Below are 21,290 nucleotides of genomic sequence, written 5' to 3'. Positions count from 1 at the left end.
AACTTCGGTTGCATTTGGTTATCTTTTACAGGCTTTTCAGGCAAAATAGCGACAAATTTAAATTGTTTCGGATCTCCTGTGGCAGAGCAACAACATAACCTGAGCGAAGTTGCTCAGGGCACCTCGCAAATCATACAAGAGGCTGGGGCGAAAACGGCAGAAACCGTGATCGCACATACGGCTAAATATAATGATGCCTATACTACCATCGATAAGATCATGGACAGTTTTTGGGAACGTGTGCCCTATTTCTGTATCGCCCTGATTGTTCTGGTGATTTTTTGGTTATTGTCGAAAGTTTTTAAATTATTTGTTCGCAAGACTTTAGAAAATCGCTCCTATACTCGTCAAAATCTGGTCTTGGTGCTGAACCGTGTGGGCACCACCATCATCATTTTCTTTGGCTTCCTGATTGCGATGGTGATTGCCATTCCGGGCTTCACCCCTGGTCAGCTCATGAGTGCGCTGGGTATTGGTTCGGTGGCGATCGGTTTTGCCTTCAAAGATATTTTCCAAAATATGCTGTCCGGCATCCTGATTTTACTGGGCGAACCATTCCGTATTGGCGATGACATTATTGTCAATAATATGGAAGGCACCGTGGAAGATATTCAAATCCGCGCAACCTTCCTGCGCTCTTATGATGGACGTCGGATCGTGATTCCAAACGCGACGGTGTATACCAGTCCCGTTACGGTCAATACTGCCTATCAACGTCGTCGCTGCGAATTTATTGTCGGCATTGGCTATGACGATGATGAGCAAAAAGCCAAAAATATCATTACCGCGATTTTAGATAAGAACCGCAATGTTCTCAGTCAGCCTGGTTTTTCGGTGAATGTCAGCGCTTTAGCCGATTTTTCGGTAAACCTGACCGTGCGTTGGTGGATTGACACCACGGAAACCAATATTGCGGCATCGGTCAGTGAAATTCAGGCCGAAGTCAAACAAGCCTTTAGCCAACAAGACATTAACATTCCATACCCCGTGCAAGAAGTGAAAGTGCATCGTGAGCAGAATGTGCCGTATTTAATGCCTGAAAATTCAGGTAAACAAACGCCCTAAGACATAGGAAATTGCGGTTTCCGTTCTTAGAATACGGTTGCCTAAGCTCACGGCTTGGCAGCCGTTTTTTTCAAGTAAATCGATCTCATACGGAATAAAACCGCCTTCAGGGCCAATCACAATGCTACATGGATGCTGGATTGCGTATGGCATTTTTATTTCACTATAGGGATGCGCCACATAGGCCGGGCGTTCAGCTGCAATCAGCTGAGGCAGAATATCTTCTACAAAGGGTTTAAAACGCTTGTAGATTTCAATCTGGGGAGCAATGGTATCGCCAGCCTGTTCTAAACCCAAGGTGATATATTGATCCAGTTGCTGCAAAAACGGGGTTTGCCAATAGCTTTTATCCACCCGATAACTATGCAGTAAGATAATTTTTTCCACCCCCATGGTCACACTGTCCATGATTAAACGCCGTAATACTTTGGGACGCGGCATTGCTACAATTAACGTCACGGGTAATTTGGCCGGAACCACTTCTTCCTGAATCGGACGTAGCTGGATGGCACGTTCGCTAACTGTCAAGACTTCGGTTAAATAGCGTTTGCCCTCTCTGATACCGACTTTTAAACGATCTCCCACCTGTACATTGACATGAGTTTGCAAATGTTCAAGCTGGCGACTAGCGGTGATCGACCAAACTTCGGATTCAGTTTGGCGTGGGTCTAAGAGCACAATATTCATAAGATAATGCAGCTAAATTAAATGGAAATAACTCGTGATATTCAACAACTGCATTCATAGCCGCAAATCACTCTATCAATTTAAAGCCATTGAGTAGGCTTACCCTACTTTTGAAAGAGCAAAAGTAGGCAAAACTCTTTGTTAGGCTAATGGTATGTCCCTATACCACAGCCTAACGGTGGCATGCATGCCACCTCCACTTTTCAGACTTTAGGGACTTATAAATAACCATCAATGGCTTGAATATGCTTTTGCAAAGAGCCTTTATTCAGCTGCATAATTTGCTGCGCGGCCTGATTCAATTGTTGTGCGTGTTCAGCATTTTGCAGTAACTGTAACAACACGGCTGCTGCCTGTTCGGCAGTATCAACCACTTTCACGGCATCGGCTTGGACAAATTCATCGACAATGGTTTGAAAGTTAAAATAATTTTTTCCCAATACCGTCGGTACATTTAAAGCAATCGGCTCTAAAATATTATGTCCACCGCCAGGTTCATTGAGTGAGCCTCCCACAAAACACGCTTGACTCAGGGCATACCACAACCACAATTCCCCCATACTATCAGCCAAATAGACTTGGGTATCGGACTGAATGGCTTCTGCCTGACTGCGCCTGTGGGTCTTTAAATTCAAAGCCTGTGCCAGTTGATAGACTTCATGAAACCGCTCAGGATGACGCGGCACCACAATACACAGCAGGTCTGGATTTTGTTGCAGAGAGGACTGTAAGGCACTGAGTAGCTTCTGCTCTTCAGGTGCATGGGTGCTGGCAATGGTGATAATTTTCCGACCGGCCAACTGCCAGTCCAGTCTCAGTTGTGCCGCCTGCTCGACAAAATGTATCGGGGCATGAATATCAAACTTAATACTGCCGACCACCTGTGTCACCGCTGGAGCCGCACCCAACTGGATAAAACGCTCCGCAGTTGCCGTATCCTGAGCCAATAACTGATTAAGCCGCTGTAACATCGCTTGAGTTAAACCTGACACTTTGGCATAACCTTGAGCGGATTTCGCTGAAAGTCGTGCATTCACCAGAATGCACGGCACTTGAAATGACTGGGCCTGATCAATTAAGTTGGGCCATAATTCAGTTTCCACCAAGATCAGCAGTTTAGGTTGATATTTCTGATAGAATGCCTGCACCAAACTGCATTGATCTGCAGGTAAATACACCGCTTGAAACAAGTCTTGAAAAGCAGCTTGCGCAAATAATGACTTGGCTCGTGCCTGCCCCGTTTTGGTGGTATTGGTCACCAATACCGGATGCCCTTGTTTTAAATAATGCTCGATCAAGGGTTGTGCCGCATTGGTCTCACCGACAGACACAGCATGAAACCAAATCGCCTTGCGATTCTTCGGCATCTGAAATGGACCAAAGCGTTCCAGACACTCTTGTTGGTAAGCTTGCACATCTTGCGCGCGTTTTTTGATTCGCCATTGATACAGCGGTTTAATGATCGCGAGTGCTGCGTTATACCAAAAAGGAGTAGCCAAATACGTGCTCCAAAAAACGATTTAAAATAAAACAGCGCAATTTATCATAGAAGATAAATCGCGCCGTTATCTTGTCGTGAATTTAACGGAAAAGCAATTTAAACTGCCGCTGTTTCCGTTTCAGTTAAGCTTGGGTAATCAATATACCCTGCTGCAACATCGGTCCCAATCATGGTTTCCAATTGCAGCTCATTCAAAGGGGCATCTTGTAGTAAACGTTCATACAAATCTGGATTGGCAATATAGGCTTTACCAAACGAGACTGCATCTGCCTGACCTGTGGCCAATAAATCGATGGCATCTTCGCGACTTAAACGCATATTGGCAATATATGGCACACCGCCCGAGCGCTGTTTCATATACGCGCTGATGCTGTCATCCGCCAAATACTCACGGGTAAAGAAAAAGGCAATTTCACGTTTACCCAGTTCTTCTAATACATAGCCAAATGTTTCACGTGGATTCGCATCCCCCATGTCATGTTCATCACCACGTGGTGCTAAATGCACACCCACACGACCAGCACCCCACACTTCAATTAAGGCATCCACCACTTCCAGTAACAAACGAGCACGGTTTTCCACGCTGCCACCATATTGGTCATCCCGTAAATTGGTGGAACTTTGCAAGAACTGGTCAATTAAATAACCATTGGCCGCATGCAATTCAACCCCATCAAAACCGGCCTGTTTGGCACGAATCGCAGCTTGCTTGTATTGTTCAATAATGGTTTGAATTTCTGCAATGGCTAATGGACGTGGCACCACATATTCACGCTTTGGACGCAATAAGCTGACATAGCCTTTTTGTTGCACATTACTGGCCGAAACAGGCGTTTCACCATTCAGCAAGTCTGGATGCGAAACCCGACCCACATGCCACAATTGCGCCACAATTAAACCGTCTTTGGCATGTACTGCTGCAGTCACCTGCTTCCAGCCTTCAACCTGCGCATCATTAAACAACCCTGGGGTATTCAGATAACCATTGGCTTCTTCAGCAATTACCGTGGCTTCAGAAATAATTAAACCACTGCTGGCACGCTGTGCATAATACTCTGCCATCATCGCAGTCGGGACACGGTCATCGGTCGCTCGACTACGGGTTAACGGTGCCATAATGACACGATTTTTTAATTGCAAATCGCCCAAACGCAAAGGGGTGCTTAACTCAGCCATAGTCGCCTCAATATTCACGATAAACTTAGAGTGAATGTTTTAAATGATCGATATATTGCTGAATCAAGGCTTCGTTACGAGAAAAATACGACCACTGTCCATATTTTTCCACTTGAATTAAACCGGCTTGCTGGAGCACTGATAGGTGATTCGACATAGTCGATTGCGAGACTTTGCCCAAGCGTTCAATGTGCCCCGCACATACGCCACGCTTGAAGCCACCGCATTCTTCAGCCGATAAAAACTGTTCAGGATGTTTTAACCATTCCAGAATTTGACGGCGGGTCGGATTCGCCAATGCTTTAAAAATTAAATCAATATCCATAGTCCAGACATGTTCAATCACGCACAAGCTTGATTCAGCTCCCTATTAATATATCGTATTTTTTCGATTTTTATATCGAATATTTTAGATATATTGTAAAGAACTGCATCAAACTTCGCTAAGTTACTGATGATGCTTCACTTATAAGCCTTGCTTTAAGCTCGCCTCAATAAATTTATCCAGATCACCATCCAACACCGCACCCGTATTCGAGTTTTCCACACCCGTACGTAAGTCTTTAATGCGTGAGTCATCCAATACGTAAGAACGAATCTGACTGCCCCAGCCAATATCAGACTTGGAGTCTTCAAGGGCTTGCGCCGCTTCGTTACGCTTACTCATTTCCAGCTCATACAACTTGGCACGTAACTGTTTCCAAGCATGGTCACGGTTGGCATGTTGTGAACGCTGGTTCTGACACGCCACCACAATGCCTGTTGGCGCGTGGGTTAAACGGACCGCAGAATCGGTTTTGTTAATGTGCTGACCACCCGCACCCGAAGCACGGTAAGTATCGGTACGCACATCAGCAGGATTGATGTCAATTTCAATGTTATCATCCACTTCTGGCGAAACAAACACCGCAGAGAATGATGTGTGACGACGGTTACCCGAGTCAAATGGCGATTTACGCACTAAACGATGTACGCCCGATTCAGTTCGTAACCAACCGTAGGCATATTCACCTTCTACACGAATCGTGGCGGACTTAATCCCAGCCACATCACCGTCTGATTCTTCCATCAGTTCGGCTTTAAAGCCATGACGTTCAATCCAGCGCATATACATACGCAACAGCATTGAAGCCCAATCTTGTGCTTCAGTCCCGCCTGAACCTGCCTGAATTTCTACATAACAAGGATTCGGGTCCATGGGATTACTAAACATACGACGGAATTCAAGTTTTGCCAGTTCTTCTTCCGCTGAACTTAATTCAGATTGCACATCGGCCAATAAACTTTCATCATCGGCTTCTACCGCCAAATCCAGCATGGCTTGCGCATCTTCTAGTTGGGTGGCTAAACCATCTAACACGTTTAAAACGTTTTCCAGTTCGCCTTTTTCTTTGGCCATTGCCTGTGCACGGCTTTGGTCATTCCAAATCGCAGGATCTTCTAATTCACGTAGAACTTCTTCTAAACGCTCTTTCTTTAGATCGTAGTCAAAGATACCCCCGTAGTGTTTGACCACGGTCGTTTAAATCTTTTAATTGGTTTAAATAAGGATTAATTTCCACGGGAGCTACTCTCAAATCAATTATTAGCTTAAATAGCCCTCAATTATAGCACAGAGCTTTTCGAGAGTTTTAGCCTGTTGTTATCACCGCTTGGCACATCTCCTGAATTTCATGCTGATCTTAAAAAGTCCTGTTTCACCCAACGATTGATGTCGTTTCCCCTTACAATTTCGTCGTTTTTTTCACCAAATTCTATGTTATTCATAGAAAATCCACAGTTTTAATAAATAACTACATAAATTTAAATTATTATTTATCAATATTTTATAATTAAAAATTTACACAACATTACGCTTTAAACAATTCCGTAACCGTTGCACGGTTGAAGAAAACCCAATTTCACTTAGACTGAACTTGTAACAAAAAATTTAATTTATTCTTTTAGCCAAATTTCAGAGGGGTCATTTCCATGAAAAAATTAGCAATTGCTTCAGCGTTGTTTTCTGTCGTTGCAATGACTGGAACAGCACATGCATATCAAGCCGAAGTCGGTGCTTCAGCTGGACTAATCGATCCGGATAACGGCAGCTCAAGTGGCTCTTTTGGTGTTGATGGCACATATTATTTCAACCCTGTTCAAAGCCGTAATGCTCCTTTAGCAGAAGCTGCATTCTTAGACCGTGCAAGCAATATCAATGCTCACTATGGCTACAATGAAGTCGGTGATGACGAAGTGAATAACTACGGTGCTGGGGTTGAATACTTTGTTCCAAATTCAGATTTCTACGTCAGTGGTAACATTGGTCGCCAGGATGTAGAGCATAAATATGGTCCTGATTTTGACACAACACTGTATGGTGCTGAAGTCGGTTACTTACCTGCACCAGGTTTCTTGGTTGCGTTAGGTCTGAAAGGCTATGACAATGACTACGATGATGGCGTAGATCCAACGGTACGTGCCAAATATGTGACTCAGCTCAGCAATGGTAAAGACATTAACCTTGAAGCAGGCGCTTCGTTCGGTGACCTCGATGAATACAACCTTGCTGCCGACTACTTCATTGATAAAAGCTTCAGTGTCGGTGCTGATTACTACAGCAACGACTTGAGCGACGTCAACGAATTTGGCGTGAATGCACGTAAATTCTTTACCCCACAAGTCAGCCTTGAAGGTCGTGTCGGTTTTGGTGAAGTCGGCAATAACGACTACAACAAATTTGGGGTAGCAGCGAAATACCGCTTCTAATTTTCCCAAGCAATCTCCATAAAAAAACCGCTGTTTTCAGCGGTTTTTTTTATTGGGATAATTTTACTGCAAATGTAAAATTCTCAGTTGTAGACTGACCTGTCCGTTAAAACTATTTTGCTCTAACTCATAGACCAAATGCACCGAGGATTGCATCGGATCAAACTGAAATTTGTCCGCAGCGTTAAAAGCGATTGCATCGACGATCTGACCATTGTCTAAAGCTAGGCGTAGTTTCAGATGTAATTCCTTTAACCAACGATAATCCAAGACCTTAAACTGCCCTTCAAAAATCGGAGCTGGAAATTTTTGCCCCCAAGGGGTCAAATGCTGTAACAGATGTACCGTTTCTAAATTCAAAGCCTCAGCCGGCAATTCACCATCCGTCCACAAAGTCGCTTGAAACAAGGCTTCATCCATGCTTTGGATCAACTGTACAAATTTCTGTTTGAATTCATCAAAATGCTGTTTCTGAATGGTCAAGCCTGCTGCTGCAGCATGTCCACCAAAATGACTGACCAAGTGCGGCGATTGTTCGGCAATGGTTTCTATAGCATCACGAATATGAATACCCTCGATGGAACGGGCCGAGCCTTTAATATGTTCGCCATCTTCATCTGCGGCAAACACAATCGCAGGGCGATGGAACTGTTCTTTTAAGCGACCCGCGACAATGCCAATCACCCCTTGATGCCAATGTGGTTCAAATAAAATCAATGCCGCAGGGGGTTCTGTCGCATCCAATTTAAATTGTGCCAAAGCAGTGAGTGCATCCTGCTTCATTTGCGTTTCTACTTGGCGACGTTCGACATTGAGCTGATTCAATTGCTGAGCCAAAGCATAGGCTGTGCTGTAATCCTCGGCCAATAAGCATTCAATGCCAATATCCATGGTTTCCATGCGTCCCGCAGCATTAATCCGTGGACCCAAGACAAAACCTAAATCTTGCGCTTTGAGTTGTGCAGCATCACGTCCGGCTATTTCTAATAAAGCTGAAATTCCAACCCGACACTGATGTTGCTGAATGCGCTTGATTCCGGCATCTACCAAAATACGGTTGTTATAGTCGAGTGCTGCGACATCGGCATAAGTGCCTAAAGCCACCAAATCCAGATATTGTGCAATCTTGGCACTGGATTTACCTTGCTGGGCACGGGCACTACTTAAGTTGGCCAACAGATAGAAGGCAACACCCACCCCGGCCAGCGCCTTACTCGGGAACTCACATCCCAATTGATTGGGATTCACGACGGCTTCGGCAGCTGGCGTTTCTTTGCTGGTCAGGTGGTGGTCGGTAATCACCACTTGCATGCCGTGTGCTTGCGCTTGCGCTACACCAGCGTGACTAGAAATACCATTGTCGACAGTCACCAAGACTTCAGGCTGAAACTTGCTAAATGCCAAATCTGCAATTGCGGGCGTCAGACCATAGCCATATTTAAAACGATCCGGCACCAGATAGTTCACCTGCGCGCCCATCTCTTTTAAAGCCAAGATCATTAAGGCTGTGCTGGTCGCACCATCGGCATCATAGTCCCCGACAATCACCATTTTTTTTTGCTGATCAATCGCCTGATCGAGCAGTTCAACTGCCTGAGCCAATCCTTTTAAGCTTGGAGCCAACAGATGTTTTAGCTTGAGCTCAAGCTCTTGTTCCGATTCTACGCCCCGGCGCGCCAAAATTTGTGCAATAAAAGCTGGCACGCCCTGAAAATTTTCAGGGCGTGTTAAATAGGGTCGTTGCTTAATCTGTATTTGTGTCATTTACGGCATGAGTCGTTGTAATTTCCATATACCGTCGATTTTTTCATAACTAAGACGGTCATGTAAACGATTTGGTCGTCCTTGCCAGAATTCATAATAGTCTGGTTGCAAACGATAGCCTCCCCAGAAAGCTGGTTTGTTCAGTTCAGCATGCTCTGCTACCTGATCTTGTAAATTCTGGAAACGTTGCTGCAGTTCATCGCGACTGGCAATTACACCACTTTGCGGAGTACTGATATGTGCCGCAATTTGACTGTCACGCGGACGCTTACGGTAATAGGCTGTCGCTTCATCTTCCGAGATTTTTTCAACCCGGCCACTGACACGCACTTGGCGTTCCAGTTCAGGCCAGTAAAACAACAGCTCTGCATACGGATTATCAATCAAGTCCAAGCCTTTTTGACTGTCATAATTGGTATAGAAGTCATAACCGGCTTCAGTCGCCCCACGCAACAGCACGGTCCGCACATGCGGACGGCCTTGGCGATTTGCTGTGGCCAAATACATCGCATAGGGTTCGTATAAACGTGCCTCAAGCGCAAGATTGAACCAATTCAGAAATTGCTCATGTGGATGCTGCTCCACTTCTGACTCAAGCAATTCCCCTTTTTGGTAACTTAAACGCAATTCACTGAGATCTTTAATTAAATCGCTCATGGCATTATTCCTTAAGCAGCTTGGGTACGGACCACATCCGCGAGATGATTCGCCAATGCAGTCACTTCTTCCAGTTGATCACCTTCAACCATGACACGAATCACAGGCTCAGTTCCCGATTTACGAATCAACAGTCGTCCACGACCTGCCAGCTGGGCTTCGGCTTTGTCAAATTCGGCCACCATCGCAGGGTTTGCATACGGGTCAATCATCTGTTCTAGACGCACGTTGACCAACACTTGCGGGAACAGTTTAAAATCTGCAACCAGTTCATGCAGGGCCTTTTTCTGCTCCACCATTACCGTCAGCACCTGTAATGCTGCAATAATGGCATCTCCTGTCGTGCTCTTATCAAGCGTTAAGATATGACCTGATGGTTCGCCACCGATCACCCACTGATGTTCTTCAAGCGCTTGAAGGACATAGCGGTCACCCACTTTGGCACGCACAAAGGGTACTTCAGCCTGCTTGAGTGCCAGTTCCAGCGCCATATTGCTCATGACTGTCCCGACAATGCCTGCAGGTTTTTTGCTGGCTTGGGTCGCCAAAATATACAGAATATGGTCGCCAGTAATTTGTTCACCATGACGGTCCACCATAATCACTCGGTCGGCATCACCATCAAAGGCAATCCCCACATCCGCAGCATGCTCAACCACTGCTTTTTGCAAACGTTCAGGATGCGTCGAACCACAGTCCTGATTAATATTGAGACCATTAGGTTCATTATAGAGTGCCACCACTTTGGCACCCAATTCTATAAACACGGCTGGTCCCACGTTATAGGCTGCACCATTGGCACAGTCCACCACAATTTTTAAATCCGACAAGTCAAAATGGTAAGGGAAGGTCGATTTACAGAATTCGATATAACGACCATTGGCATCTTTGACGCGAACACTTTTACCCAAATTGGCCGTGTCTTCTATCAATAGCTCTTTTTCCAGTTCTTGATTAATGGCTTCTTGCAGCTCATCTGGCAATTTTTTCCCTTCACCTGAAAAGAATTTAATGCCGTTATCAAAATATGGGTTATGCGAAGCAGAAATCACAATACCCAAGCTGGCGTGTAAAGCACGAGTTAAGTGAGCAATCGCCGGCGTTGGCAATGGACCCAATAAATGCACATAAACACCCGCTGCATTTAAACCAGCCTGTAAGGCCGCCTCTAAAATATAGCCCGACAAACGTGTATCTTTACCCAAGACAACAATCGGTTTATTTTTTTGCGTAATTTTTTTAAGAACTTTACCTGCAGCAAATCCTAACTTTAGTGCAAATTCAGGCGTAATAGGTAGTTCGCCAAATTTCCCTCGAATACCATCTGTGCCGAAATAACTCATGTTTTACTCACTTCTTATATCTAGGTGTTGTGATCCACCTTTTTGTCGTAGGGAAATACTTTACACCAAAATAAAAAAGACCGTCATAGTGTTGACGGTCTCTTTGCATCTAAATTACTAAAAATCAACCAACGCGGTAGTTTGGTGCTTCTTTAGTAATGGTGACATCATGCACGTGCGATTCAGACATACCTGCTGAAGTAATCTTCACAAACTTAGCATTTTGACGTAGGTCTTCAATCGCAGAAGAGCCGGTATAGCCCATCGAAGAACGCAAGCCACCCATCATTTGATGTACGATGTTACCCATTGGTCCTTTGTACGGCACACGACCTTCAATGCCTTCTGGAACCAGCTTCTCAGCACCCGCTTTCGAGTCTTGGAAGTAACGGTCTGCAGAACCTGTCGCACCCGCCATCGCACCCAATGAACCCATGCCACGGTATGCTTTGTAGTAACGACCTTGGAAGAATTCAACTTCACCTGGGGCTTCTTCAGTCCCTGCAAGGAGTGAACCGACCATAATCGTGCTCGCACCAGCACCAATGGCTTTTGCCATGTCGCCCGAGAAGCGAATACCACCGTCAGCAATTAAAGGAATTTGGTCTTTTAATGCATTGGCAACGCTATCAATCGCAGAGATTTGCGGCATACCAATACCCGCTACAATACGCGTAGTACAGATTGAACCAGGACCAATACCCACTTTCACAGCATCCGCACCCGCATCAAGAAGGGCTAATGCAGCATCACCTGTTGCAATATTACCGCCAATCACTTGAACTTGTGGGTAGTTCTGTTTTACCCAACGTACACGCTCAATTACGCCCGCAGAATGACCATGTGCAGTATCGACCACAATCACGTCGACCCCAGCGTCTACCAATGCTTCAACACGGCTTGGTGTTTCTACACCTGTACCGACTGCCGCACCTACGCGCAAACGACCAAGGTCATCTTTACAGCTGTTTGGATAGAGTTCCGCTTTACGGAAATCAGTAACCGTAATTAAACCTTTCAGTTCGTTGTTTTCGCCAACCACCAATACTTTTTCAATACGGTGTTTCTGTAAGAGTGCTTGAATCTGTTCTTTAGACTCACCTTCACGCACAGTCACTAAACGGTCTTGACCCGTCATAATGCTGCTTACAGGCTGTTCTAGATTGGTTTCAAAACGTGTATCACGTCCTGTCACAATACCAACCACTTTCCCATCTTTCACTACAGGCACACCACTGATGTTATTGGCTTGCGTAATCGCAATCAACTCACGTACTGTGGTTTCTGGTGTTACTGTAATTGGGTCTTTGACCATACCTGCTTCAAATTTTTTCACACGGCGTACTTCTGCAGCCTGTGCAGCAATATCCATGTTTTTATGCAAAATACCAATACCACCGTTTTGTGACATCGCAATTGCCATACGTGATTCAGTCACGGTATCCATTGCTGCTGAAACGAGAGGGATATTTAAGTTAATGCCACGAGTCAGGCGTGTCTTTAGAGAGACATCTTTTGGGAGGACAGTAGAATAGGCAGGGAGTAATAAGACATCATCGAAGGTTAACGCTTCTTGAACGATGGTCAACATAACAGTCTCACTGGTAATTTCCGTGCGCTATTATAAACAAATTTAGCTTTAAATTTCATTTTTTATTAAAAAAATATCATTTAAAAATGCAAGTACCCTGAGAAATGCCTTGCGGCCCCAGTTTCAAGGGTCGAGACTGACTCGAATCAACCAGTCAATCTCTGCTGATCAGCTTAATGCAAACTGGCTTTAGGTTGGGCAGGTAAAAATACTTTCATCCATTAAGTCAATGCCACATTCTAAAGTTTCAATCCAATCCAAGAATTGGTTAATCATCTCTTTGCCGATAAACGGCGTACCATGTTGTGGCACAATCATTTCAACATCCATGCTGCGCACCATGTTTACCCAAAGGCGAATCACTTTGTTGGAACACATATAACGTTGATGGAAACCTTTCATTTTTGGGATATGCGCAGCAAAATTTTCCAAGGGCTTATTGGCATCATCCACCATAGATGCGCCCATATCACCTGAAAACAAAATTTTTGCGATTGGGTCGTAAAATTGAAAATTCCCAACTGAATGTAGAAAATGCGCAGGGACAACAATAATACTGGATTCACCCAAAGGAATGATCCCTCCGTGGTCCGGCAATTCGATCAAGCGTTCTAACCAACCACCTTTCATACGATCACTCATAAAAGCCGAGTTTAAATGCGGCAAGAAACGCGCCCATAATTTAGATGCGACCACTTTGGCATCGGTATAGACCAACCAACGTGGCATAGAAGTAATAATGTCAGGATCTTGATGCGATGCCATCACATAATCGAGATTGGTTAAACGGGTGTATTTATTTAGCTCCATGGTTAAAGGCACATAGGTTAAATCGCCCCCTGGATCTAAAACTGCAGCGCGCTCATGATCTAAAATCAGAAACTGGTTTGCCTGTACGCCTTCACCTTTGACTAAACTGGTAAAACTGATGCACTTATGTGTGCCATTATCAAACAACACTTGCGATGTGGTGCGATCAAAAGCCATAGCAAAACCCCAATATTTGTATTGTATAAGTTCAATTTTTAATTCCGTATAACATAAAGGGAAATAGCGTAACTTACAATAAATATACAGATTTAGTTTTGAGTTTTTTATGCTTATTTATCTGATTTACATCATAAAAAACCCAACTGATTCGCTGGGTTTTCCATAATCATACTTCGGCTTAGAAGAAATAATGCTGTACCAAGGTGGAGACCCCGATAATCAGGAAGATGGCTGCGCCAATTTTATGGATTAACGCAATTGGCAGTTTGTCTGCGAGCTTATTCCCGACAAAGACTGCTGGTGCATTTGCCAACATCATACCCACAGTGGTACCCGCCATGACCCAAAAAATACTGTCATAACGTGCAGCTAAGGCAACGGTTGCGATTTGGGTCTTATCACCAATTTCAGCTAAAAAGAACAACACAAATGTTGCACCAAAGACGCCAAATTTTTGCCATTTGTTAATGCTATCGGTTTCATCATCCAGCTCATCTGGAATCAGCATCCACGCAGCCATGCCAATAAAGCCAAGTGATAACACCCAGATTAACACTTCAGGACTTAAAACCGTGGTAATCCATTGGCCCAATACCGCAGACAAGCCATGGTTAATCAAGGTTGCAGCTAAAATGGCAATCAAAATAGGAACAGGTTTACGGAAACGTGCAGCCAGTAATAAGGCAAGAAGCTGGGTTTTATCACCCATTTCAGCGAGAGCGACAATTGCTGTCGAAATGAGGAACTCATGCATAAGGTCTTTTCTCTGGCTAGCAAAATTTGCCTATGACTTACCCCTCCTGCTAGCCAAAATCAAATAGATTGATGCAGAGTGGTAAATCAAAGGTCTTGCCAACAAAAAAAGCTGCTTGATGAGCTTATTTGGTTCTTTGCTATGATGACCATGTTCTGTGGAACAATTATGTTGATCATCACCTTTTTACATGACGTAAAAAGCGGCTACTCCCCAATGAATCATGGCTATTATATAAAATTCACTCAATTTTTCAAATCTTTCATGCAGTTTTTAATAGCTCATAATGAAATTTAGGGCCTTAAAAGTGAAAGCCGACGCGTTGTACCAACCAGAGCGCTGCACGCAACAGCCCCAAGAGCAAGGCCAAACCGAGGTTAAACCCGAGCCAACCAAAACTTCCCCAACCACTGGCACCCCCGATGTTTTGTGCTTGAAACTCCATAGAGAACACAATGGTTGCAGTAAAAATTTCCAATCCCATGACCAAATAGGTGACCCAGCCCCATGGAAAATGCAACACACTCAACCAAAAGCCCATTAAGACCAAAACCAACAAGACAATTGGTAGCATGAATTTAAAAAATGGCCACATCTGCATGCTTCTCCCTGCATTCAATTTTTTTGCTGTTCTATCTCGCTTCATTTTAACTAAATCCTTGAATCGCACGAGGCTTCTCAACAGAGTCTTACAATTTACTGTTTATGATTCATAAAAAAACCCCGCCGAAGCGAGGTTTGAAGTAATAATTACAATGCGATTAGAGCAATAAGCTGCGAATGTCTGCCAATAACTTGGTTAATTTATTGGTGAAACGTGCTGCATCCGCACCATTAATCACACGATGGTCATAAGATAACGACAATGGCAACATCAATTTAGGATCAAAACCTTGACCATTCCAGACAGGCTGCATCGTTGCAGGTGAAATACCTAAAATTGCCACTTGTGGCCAGTTCACCAACGGTGTGAAGGCTGTACCACCAATCGCACCTAAGCTTGAAATGGTGAAGTTGGCCCCTTGCAAGTCTTTCGGTGAAAGTTTCTTGTCACGGGCTTTCTGACCGATTACACCCAATTCAACTGCAATTTGTTTAATGGTTTTCTGATCTGGATTGCGTAATACCGGAACCGTTAAACCATCTGGTGTTGCCACAGCAATACCCATATGGATTTCGTTACGCAATAAGACTGATTTACCATCATCTGCCAAGTGTCCGGCAAACTCACGCTCTTCTTTCAACAAGTGCGCAACCGCTTTGATGATGAACGCCATAATCGTCAGGCTAATGCCTTCTTTCTTAAAGTTGCCTTTCAGATCATTACGCCATGCTTCCAGCTCAGTAATATCCGCCAAATCAAACTGTGTCACTTGTGGAATAAAGTTATTCAATGACAATTGCGGAATCGACACTTGCTGCAAACGTGTCAGCACTTTTTCTTCCACACCACCAAAAGCGCTAAAGTCAGGAAGTTTTGGCAAGCCTGAAACTGCTGGCGCAGCCGCAGCAACTGGGGCTGCTTGTGGTGCAGTTAAACGTGCTTTCACATAAGCGAACACATCTTCTTTCATCAAGCGGCCATGCGGACCCGAGCTTTGTACTTGGCCAAGGATCACACCGAGTTCACGCGCTAATTTACGTACCGCAGGGCCTGCATATACTTTTGCATTTTCTGCACTTTGCTCTTTGGTCAGCTTATCTACACCTGTTGCTTGTACAGGTGCCGTTTCAACTTTAGCAGCGGCAGCAACAGGAGCTGCGGCTTGTGCTTGAGCTTTTGCAGGAGCTACAGGTGCTTGTGCCGCAGGCGCTGCCGATTCAGACTCAATCGTCACCAAAGGCATGCCTTGTGCAACACTTTGCCCAGCAGCAACATGAATCGCTTTAATCACACCCGTTGTGGTGCTTGGCACTTCAACAGTCGCTTTGTCCGATTCAACCACAATAATGCTTTGATCGTTCTCGACACGATCACCCACACTTACCAGAATTTCAGCCACTGTGGCTTTGTCGACCCCTAAATCAGGCACGGTGATTTCAACTGCACCCGTTGCAACAGGTGCTGCAGGAGCGACTGCTGCCTGTACAGGTTCAGCAGCTGGTGCAGACGTGCTTACAGCAGCCGTTGTTGTCGCTACTGGCGCAGCACCTGCCACTTTCACTTTGAGCAGCACAACGCCTTCTTTGACGGTATCACCCGCTTGAATCTCAACACTTTCAACCGTACCGGCAACCGTGCTTGGCACTTCAACCGTGGCTTTGTCAGATTCAACCACCACGATACTTTGATCCACTTCAATGCTGTCACCAGCTTTGACCAGCAACTCACCGACGACTGCTTTTTCCACACCAATGTCTGGAACTTGTACATCGACCACAGCACTTGTCGTTGCTTGGCTCGCTACAACAGGAGCAGCAACTTCTGGAGCCGCAGCCACTGGTGCTGGCTCAGCCGCTTTTGCTTCAGCATGCGCTGCAACAGGGGTTGCAGCCGCTTCAGATTCGAGTTCAATCAGTACAGCGCCTTCAGCGACTTCATCGCCCACTGCAACACTGATACTTTTCACCACACCTGCCGAAGTGCTAGGCACTTCAACAGAGGCCTTATCCGACTCAAGCAAGACCAGACTCTCATCAACGGCAATCTGATCGCCCACTTTCACTAAAATTTCTGCAACCGTGGCTTTGTCTACGCCAATATCAGGTGTTTTGATTTGCATACTTAGTTCTCCTCACCTGATTGTTCTTTGTAGTCTGCTACGGCTTGAACTTCAGGATGTGCCTGAGGAGCCCATGCCACTGGACGGTCTGTATCGAGCTCAAATGAAGAAATGGCATCTTTCACTAAACGTGCATCGACTTCGCCTTCATCCGCTAATTTTTTCAACGTTGCTACCACAATATGCGCAGCATCTACACCGAAGTAGCTACGTAAGTTAGCACGTGTATCTGAACGGCCATAACCATCTGTACCTAAAGCCACAAATGGACGGTTGTCTGGTAGATAAGCACGGATTTGTTCGCTATAAGCACGCATATGGTCGGTTGCAGATACGACGATACCGTCGGTAGGACGCAACAACTCAGATACCCACGCTTCTTTCGCTTGTTCAGCCAAAGGATGTAAGCGATTGTATTCTTCACATGCCATACCATCACGCGCCAACTCGTTAAAGCTGGTCACACTCCAGACATTCGAATGGATTTGGTATTCATCACGCAAAATTTTCGCTGCTTTGATCACTTCACGCAGAATCACACCCGAACCTAACAATTGAACAGTGGCCTTGTCATCTTGTTGGAACAAGTACATACCACGTTTGATGCCTTCCTCAGCGCCAACTGGCATTTCAGGATGTTCGTAGTTTTCGTTCATCACGGTTAAGTAATAGAAAATACGTTCTTGGTTCACATACATACGCTGTAAACCATCATGTACGATTACTGCTAATTCATAACCGAAACATGGGTCATAAGACACACAATTTGGAATCGTGTTCGCAAGGATATGTGAGTGACCATCTTGGTGTTGTAAGCCTTCACCATTCAGTGTGGTACGACCAGCCGTCGCACCCAACAAGAAGCCTTGAGCCTGTGCATCACCTGCTGCCCACGCAATGTCGCCAATACGCTGGAAACCGAACATTGAGTAGTACATGTACATCGGAATCATTGGCAAGTTATTGGTTGAATAACTGGTCGCCAACGCCGCCCATGCACTCATCGCACCCGCTTCGTTAATTCCTTCTTGAAGCATATGACCATCACTTGCTTCACGGTAATGCATCAATTGTTCTTGGTCTTCAGGGGTATATTTCTGACCATGTGCAGCATAGATCCCCAATTGACGGAACATGCCTTCTAAACCGAAAGTACGTGCTTCGTCAGGGACAATTGGCACCACGCGGTCTTTAATCGCTTTTTCTTTCAATAAAGAAGAAATTAAACGCACCATCACCATCGTGGTGGATTGTTCTTTACCTGCAGAACCTTTTAATACCGCATCAAAGACGGATAATTCAGGAATGGCTAATTGCTCACTCTCTTTACGACGTGCAGGTAAGTAACCACCTAATGCTTCACGACGCGCCTTCATGTATTTCAATTCAGGTGAATTTTCGCTTGGACGGTAGAATGGAACTTCTTCAAGTTGCGCATCGGTAAATGGCAAGTTGAAACGGTTACGCACATACTTTAATGAGTCAATCTGCATCTTCTTGATTTGATGCGTTTTGTTGACCGCTTCAATTTCTTCAGATAAACCATAACCTTTGACAGTTTTCGCAAGAATTACCGTCGGTTGACCTTTGGCTTTCATTGCTTCCGCATAAGCTGCAAATACTTTGTACGGGTCATGACCACCACGGTTCAGATTATCGATGTCTTCATCGCTTAAATCTTTTACAAGTTCCGCAGCTTCTGGGTACTTGCCAAAGAATTTCTCACGCGTATAGGCACCACCTTTCACTTGATAGCGTTGATACTCACCATCAACTGTCTCTTCCATAACCGCTTTTAAAGCGCCTGTGCTGTCTTTTGCAAGTAGTGGATCCCAATGACGACCCCATACCACTTTAATCACGCGCCAGCCCGCACCACGGAATAAAGATTCTAATTCTTGAATGATTTTACCGTTACCACGGACCGGACCATCTAGACGCTGTAAGTTACAGTTCACCACCCAAATGAGGTTGTCGAGCTTTTCACGACCCGCAAGTGAAATTGCACCAGTACTTTCTGGTTCATCCATCTCACCATCGCCAAGGTAAGCCCAGACTTTACGATCTTCTTCTTTGATCAAGCCACGGTTCATCAAATATTTTTGAATGTGTGCTTGATAAATCGACATGATTGGACCGAGACCCATCGATACCGTTGGGAATTGCCAATAGTCCGGCATCAAATATGGATGCGGATAGCTTGGTAAACCATTGCCACCCACTTCACGGCGGAAGTTATTCAATTGATCTTCAGTCAAACGACCTTCGAGGAATGAACGTGCATAAATACCTGGGGCACAGTGACCTTGGTAATAGATCATGTCACCACCGAAGTGGTCGTTGCCTGCACGGAAGAAGTGGTTAAAACCAACATCATATAATGTTGCAGAAGATGCAAAACTTGCCAAGTGACCACCTAAGTCATCACCAGTTTTATTCGCGCGAAGTACCATTGCCAAGGCATTCCAACGAATCAATGCACGAATACGGCGTTCCATATCTTGGTCGCCTGGCATTGCAGGTTGTTCTTCAACAGAAACCGTATTTAAATAAGGAGTGTTTAAGCGCTGAATAGGAACATGTTTCGCGATTGCACGTTGATATAATTTTTCTAATAAAAATGCAGCACGCTCTGTTCCCATGTGTTTTAGAACCGAATCGAAAGCATCTTGCCATTCTTGGGTTTCTTGCGCATCTGTATCGCCATAAAACGCCATAATCCACCTATTCCTTAAGCTTAATCTATTCCATATATGTACCATACTTTGGTATTAGAAGTTATCGCTGCAGCTGAATACGGATATGCACCACTATTTATAAAATAAATAATTGATGACGATTTAACACTCAAATTAACAAAAAATCGCCAATAATGTAGATTTTTTATACAAACAAAATTCTTTTGCCTGATAGTATGAAAAAAAGATGAAGGAAACTTCCCTATTATGGTGCAAATAACACAAAAGCAAAAAGGCAGTGCATTGGATAGAGGTTAAACCCAATGCACTGCCTTTGAAATCACTTAACAATCAATCAGCGCTAAGATTATGGCAACATCGCTAAGTAGGTAGATGGATTTTTACGCTGACCATCTTTAACAACTTCGTAATGTAAATGTGGACCTGTACAACGCCCTGTACAACCGACATTAGCAATATGTTCACCCGCGTCTACGCGGTCACCTACACGTGCAATCAGACGAGAGGCATGGGCATAACGAGTGATATAACCATTCCCGTGATTAATTTCAACATATTGGCCATAGCCTGTGCCCCAACCCGATTTGGTTACAACCCCTGGACCAGTTGCATAGATTGGAGTGCCACTTGGGGCAGACAAATCTAAACCAGAATGATGTTCCGCACGGCCACCCATGGTACGACCACCATAGTTTGAACTCACGCGCTTCATATCAGGTAAAGGGTGTGCAACCAACCAAGAATAAGGATTTGTTGAAGATGCTGAATACGTAGATGTATTGCCATATTTTTTAGCAATCGACGCATTATTTAGTTCGACGGTTTTTTCACGTAACTTCACAGATATCTGTGTCGTTGCTGGAATATCAATATCTTCCGGTTCAGCATAAGAACCCTGAGCCAAGGTTTGAGTCAGCTGTTCAATACGATCTGGCGAAGCGGTAGTATTTGAATTCAATTGAACTAAATCAGCGAAAGCAACCGAAGCGGTCGACGCGGCTAAAGAAAATGCCAATAAAATACGTCTCGTGTGCATAAATAACCTCTTTAAACTGTTCTTACAAAAGTTCCTTGCGTGATCTCTTCCTTGATATCTACTGAAAGGAACGCATAAGATTAAGACACAAATATGAAGGTAATATGTATGTCTGAACCAGAGAATCTCTTTCAACAAACAAGAAAACGCATAAAAACAGGAAACTTGTCGTTTCTCTCAACCCAAGTTGCTGCGTGGCAGAAACTTAGCAAACGCATTCAACCTTTATTGCCTCAACCAGAGCAATGGCAGGTTGCTTGTTATCAATATGGCGTTTTGACCATAACAGGTGAAAATCAAGCGATGGTGAGTCAACTTGGTTACTTACAAAAACACTATATTGTTCAATTATCACAACTTGAAGAGCTGAAAGATTTACAAAAACTACAGGTTCGTTTAAGAGTTTCTCCCAAAAACCACAGTTCGAGTGAACAACCTTCAAGATCTCTTAGTCCAGAAACCCAAGACTTATTGCAAGGGGCTGCCGACTTTGTGAGCGACCCTAAGCTTAGCCAAGCCATGCGACGTTTGGCAAGCAATAAAAAGTAACTGAGCA

Annotated in this window: 18 protein-coding genes and 1 riboswitch; of the genes, 3 read left to right on the top strand and 15 right to left on the bottom strand. The window is 44.6% G+C overall.

The genetic code is table 11. The features are described from left to right. Positions 1-78 precede the first annotated feature (78 nt). Complete coding sequence (locus AC6CHI_RS06615; RefSeq protein ID WP_498120200.1) at positions 79-1,065, top strand: mechanosensitive ion channel family protein; 987 nt, start codon at positions 79-81, stop codon at positions 1,063-1,065. Here AC6CHI_RS06615 and AC6CHI_RS06610 read toward each other — a convergent pair. From AC6CHI_RS06610 to prfB, 5 genes are all read right to left on the bottom strand, one after another. Beyond that, complete coding sequence (locus tag AC6CHI_RS06610; protein ID WP_498120198.1) at positions 1,045-1,752, bottom strand: 16S rRNA (uracil(1498)-N(3))-methyltransferase; 708 nt, start codon at positions 1,750-1,752, stop codon at positions 1,045-1,047. The two genes, AC6CHI_RS06615 and AC6CHI_RS06610, sit on opposite strands and share 21 nt — an antisense overlap. A 218-nt stretch (positions 1,753-1,970) precedes the next feature. Further along, positions 1,971-3,251 (bottom strand): 3-deoxy-D-manno-octulosonic acid transferase, encoded by a 1,281-nt coding sequence (locus AC6CHI_RS06605; RefSeq protein ID WP_498120196.1) that lies wholly within the window; start codon positions 3,249-3,251, stop codon positions 1,971-1,973. Between the two features lie 98 nt (positions 3,252-3,349). After that, positions 3,350-4,429: an alkene reductase gene (locus AC6CHI_RS06600; RefSeq protein ID WP_498120194.1), complete on the bottom strand. Its 1,080-nt coding sequence runs from the start codon at positions 4,427-4,429 to the stop codon at positions 3,350-3,352. A gap of 25 nt (positions 4,430-4,454) precedes the next feature. Continuing rightward, on the bottom strand, positions 4,455-4,754 hold the full coding sequence (locus AC6CHI_RS06595) for an ArsR/SmtB family transcription factor (RefSeq protein WP_458891861.1): 300 nt from the start codon (positions 4,752-4,754) through the stop codon (positions 4,455-4,457). Positions 4,755-4,895: 141 nt separating this feature from the next. Beyond that, a protein-coding gene (prfB, locus tag AC6CHI_RS06590) for a peptide chain release factor 2 (protein WP_458891862.1) occupies positions 4,896-5,991 on the bottom strand; the annotation gives its coding sequence in 2 pieces (ribosomal slippage) (positions 4,896-5,918 and positions 5,920-5,991; 1,095 coding nt in all). A gap of 409 nt (positions 5,992-6,400) precedes the next feature. On the opposite strand from prfB, the gene AC6CHI_RS06585 reads away from it, so the two are divergent. Then, complete coding sequence (locus AC6CHI_RS06585; protein ID WP_458891863.1) at positions 6,401-7,177, top strand: putative porin; 777 nt, start codon at positions 6,401-6,403, stop codon at positions 7,175-7,177. A gap of 63 nt (positions 7,178-7,240) precedes the next feature. Here AC6CHI_RS06585 and recJ read toward each other — a convergent pair whose 3' ends face one another. The 10 genes from recJ to AC6CHI_RS06535 form a co-directional block, all read right to left on the bottom strand. Continuing rightward, on the bottom strand, positions 7,241-8,941 hold the full coding sequence (gene recJ, locus AC6CHI_RS06580; RefSeq protein WP_498120192.1) for a single-stranded-DNA-specific exonuclease RecJ: 1,701 nt from the start codon (positions 8,939-8,941) through the stop codon (positions 7,241-7,243). Next, positions 8,942-9,598, bottom strand: a complete 657-nt coding sequence (gene pdxH, locus AC6CHI_RS06575; protein WP_498120190.1) for a pyridoxamine 5'-phosphate oxidase — start codon at positions 9,596-9,598, stop codon at positions 8,942-8,944. Between the two features lie 11 nt (positions 9,599-9,609). Beyond that, a complete protein-coding gene (gene glmM, locus AC6CHI_RS06570; protein ID WP_498120188.1) occupies positions 9,610-10,941 on the bottom strand; it encodes a phosphoglucosamine mutase in 1,332 nt (443 codons plus the stop codon). Between the two features lie 124 nt (positions 10,942-11,065). Next, entirely contained in the window at positions 11,066-12,532 is a 1,467-nt protein-coding gene (gene guaB, locus AC6CHI_RS06565) for an IMP dehydrogenase (RefSeq protein ID WP_498120186.1), read from the bottom strand. Positions 12,533-12,721: 189 nt separating this feature from the next. Further along, positions 12,722-13,519, bottom strand: coding sequence for an oxygen-binding di-iron domain-containing protein (locus AC6CHI_RS06560; protein WP_151504455.1), 798 nt, complete (start codon positions 13,517-13,519; stop codon positions 12,722-12,724). 181 nt (positions 13,520-13,700) lie between these two features. Beyond that, entirely contained in the window at positions 13,701-14,276 is a 576-nt protein-coding gene (locus AC6CHI_RS06555) for a TMEM165/GDT1 family protein (protein WP_458891868.1), read from the bottom strand. 84 nt (positions 14,277-14,360) lie between these two features. Beyond that, positions 14,361-14,503: riboswitch (yybP-ykoY riboswitch) on the bottom strand. Positions 14,504-14,577: 74 nt separating this feature from the next. Next, on the bottom strand, positions 14,578-14,871 hold the full coding sequence (locus AC6CHI_RS06550; protein WP_458891869.1) for a hypothetical protein: 294 nt from the start codon (positions 14,869-14,871) through the stop codon (positions 14,578-14,580). A gap of 166 nt (positions 14,872-15,037) precedes the next feature. After that, positions 15,038-16,999, bottom strand: coding sequence for a 2-oxo acid dehydrogenase subunit E2 (locus AC6CHI_RS06545; RefSeq protein ID WP_498120184.1), 1,962 nt, complete (start codon positions 16,997-16,999; stop codon positions 15,038-15,040). Between the two features lie 2 nt (positions 17,000-17,001). Then, on the bottom strand, positions 17,002-19,716 hold the full coding sequence (gene aceE / locus AC6CHI_RS06540) for a pyruvate dehydrogenase (acetyl-transferring), homodimeric type (RefSeq protein WP_458891871.1): 2,715 nt from the start codon (positions 19,714-19,716) through the stop codon (positions 17,002-17,004). 328 nt (positions 19,717-20,044) lie between these two features. Next, positions 20,045-20,734: a M23 family metallopeptidase gene (locus AC6CHI_RS06535; RefSeq protein ID WP_458891872.1), complete on the bottom strand. Its 690-nt coding sequence runs from the start codon at positions 20,732-20,734 to the stop codon at positions 20,045-20,047. A 108-nt stretch (positions 20,735-20,842) separates the two neighbouring features. On the opposite strand from AC6CHI_RS06535, the gene AC6CHI_RS06530 reads away from it, so the two are divergent. Next, positions 20,843-21,283: a DUF721 domain-containing protein gene (locus AC6CHI_RS06530; protein WP_458891873.1), complete on the top strand. Its 441-nt coding sequence runs from the start codon at positions 20,843-20,845 to the stop codon at positions 21,281-21,283. Positions 21,284-21,290 lie beyond the last annotated feature (7 nt).

The sequence above is a fragment of the Acinetobacter sp. GQ146 genome (assembly GCF_059758585.1).
Note: the sequence above shows the minus strand (reverse complement) of the source record. Positions and strands in the feature narration are given on the sequence as shown.

Coding starts and splice junctions, on each gene's coding strand:
- AC6CHI_RS06610 (WP_498120198.1), bottom strand. CDS start 1,752: ATGAATATTGTGCTCTTAGACCCACGCCAAACTGAATCCGAAGTTTGG.
- AC6CHI_RS06600 (WP_498120194.1), bottom strand. CDS start 4,429: ATGGCTGAGTTAAGCACCCCTTTGCGTTTGGGCGATTTGCAATTAAAA.
- AC6CHI_RS06595 (WP_458891861.1), bottom strand. CDS start 4,754: ATGGATATTGATTTAATTTTTAAAGCATTGGCGAATCCGACCCGCCGT.
- AC6CHI_RS06585 (WP_458891863.1), top strand. CDS start 6,401: ATGAAAAAATTAGCAATTGCTTCAGCGTTGTTTTCTGTCGTTGCAATG.
- recJ (WP_498120192.1), bottom strand. CDS start 8,941: ATGACACAAATACAGATTAAGCAACGACCCTATTTAACACGCCCTGAA.
- pdxH (WP_498120190.1), bottom strand. CDS start 9,598: ATGAGCGATTTAATTAAAGATCTCAGTGAATTGCGTTTAAGTTACCAA.
- glmM (WP_498120188.1), bottom strand. CDS start 10,941: ATGAGTTATTTCGGCACAGATGGTATTCGAGGGAAATTTGGCGAACTA.
- guaB (WP_498120186.1), bottom strand. CDS start 12,532: ATGTTGACCATCGTTCAAGAAGCGTTAACCTTCGATGATGTCTTATTA.
- AC6CHI_RS06560 (WP_151504455.1), bottom strand. CDS start 13,519: ATGGCTTTTGATCGCACCACATCGCAAGTGTTGTTTGATAATGGCACA.
- AC6CHI_RS06555 (WP_458891868.1), bottom strand. CDS start 14,276: ATGCATGAGTTCCTCATTTCGACAGCAATTGTCGCTCTCGCTGAAATG.
- AC6CHI_RS06550 (WP_458891869.1), bottom strand. CDS start 14,871: ATGTGGCCATTTTTTAAATTCATGCTACCAATTGTCTTGTTGGTTTTG.
- AC6CHI_RS06545 (WP_498120184.1), bottom strand. CDS start 16,999: ATGCAAATCAAAACACCTGATATTGGCGTAGACAAAGCCACGGTTGCA.
- aceE (WP_458891871.1), bottom strand. CDS start 19,716: ATGGCGTTTTATGGCGATACAGATGCGCAAGAAACCCAAGAATGGCAA.
- AC6CHI_RS06535 (WP_458891872.1), bottom strand. CDS start 20,734: ATGCACACGAGACGTATTTTATTGGCATTTTCTTTAGCCGCGTCGACC.
- AC6CHI_RS06530 (WP_458891873.1), top strand. CDS start 20,843: ATGTCTGAACCAGAGAATCTCTTTCAACAAACAAGAAAACGCATAAAA.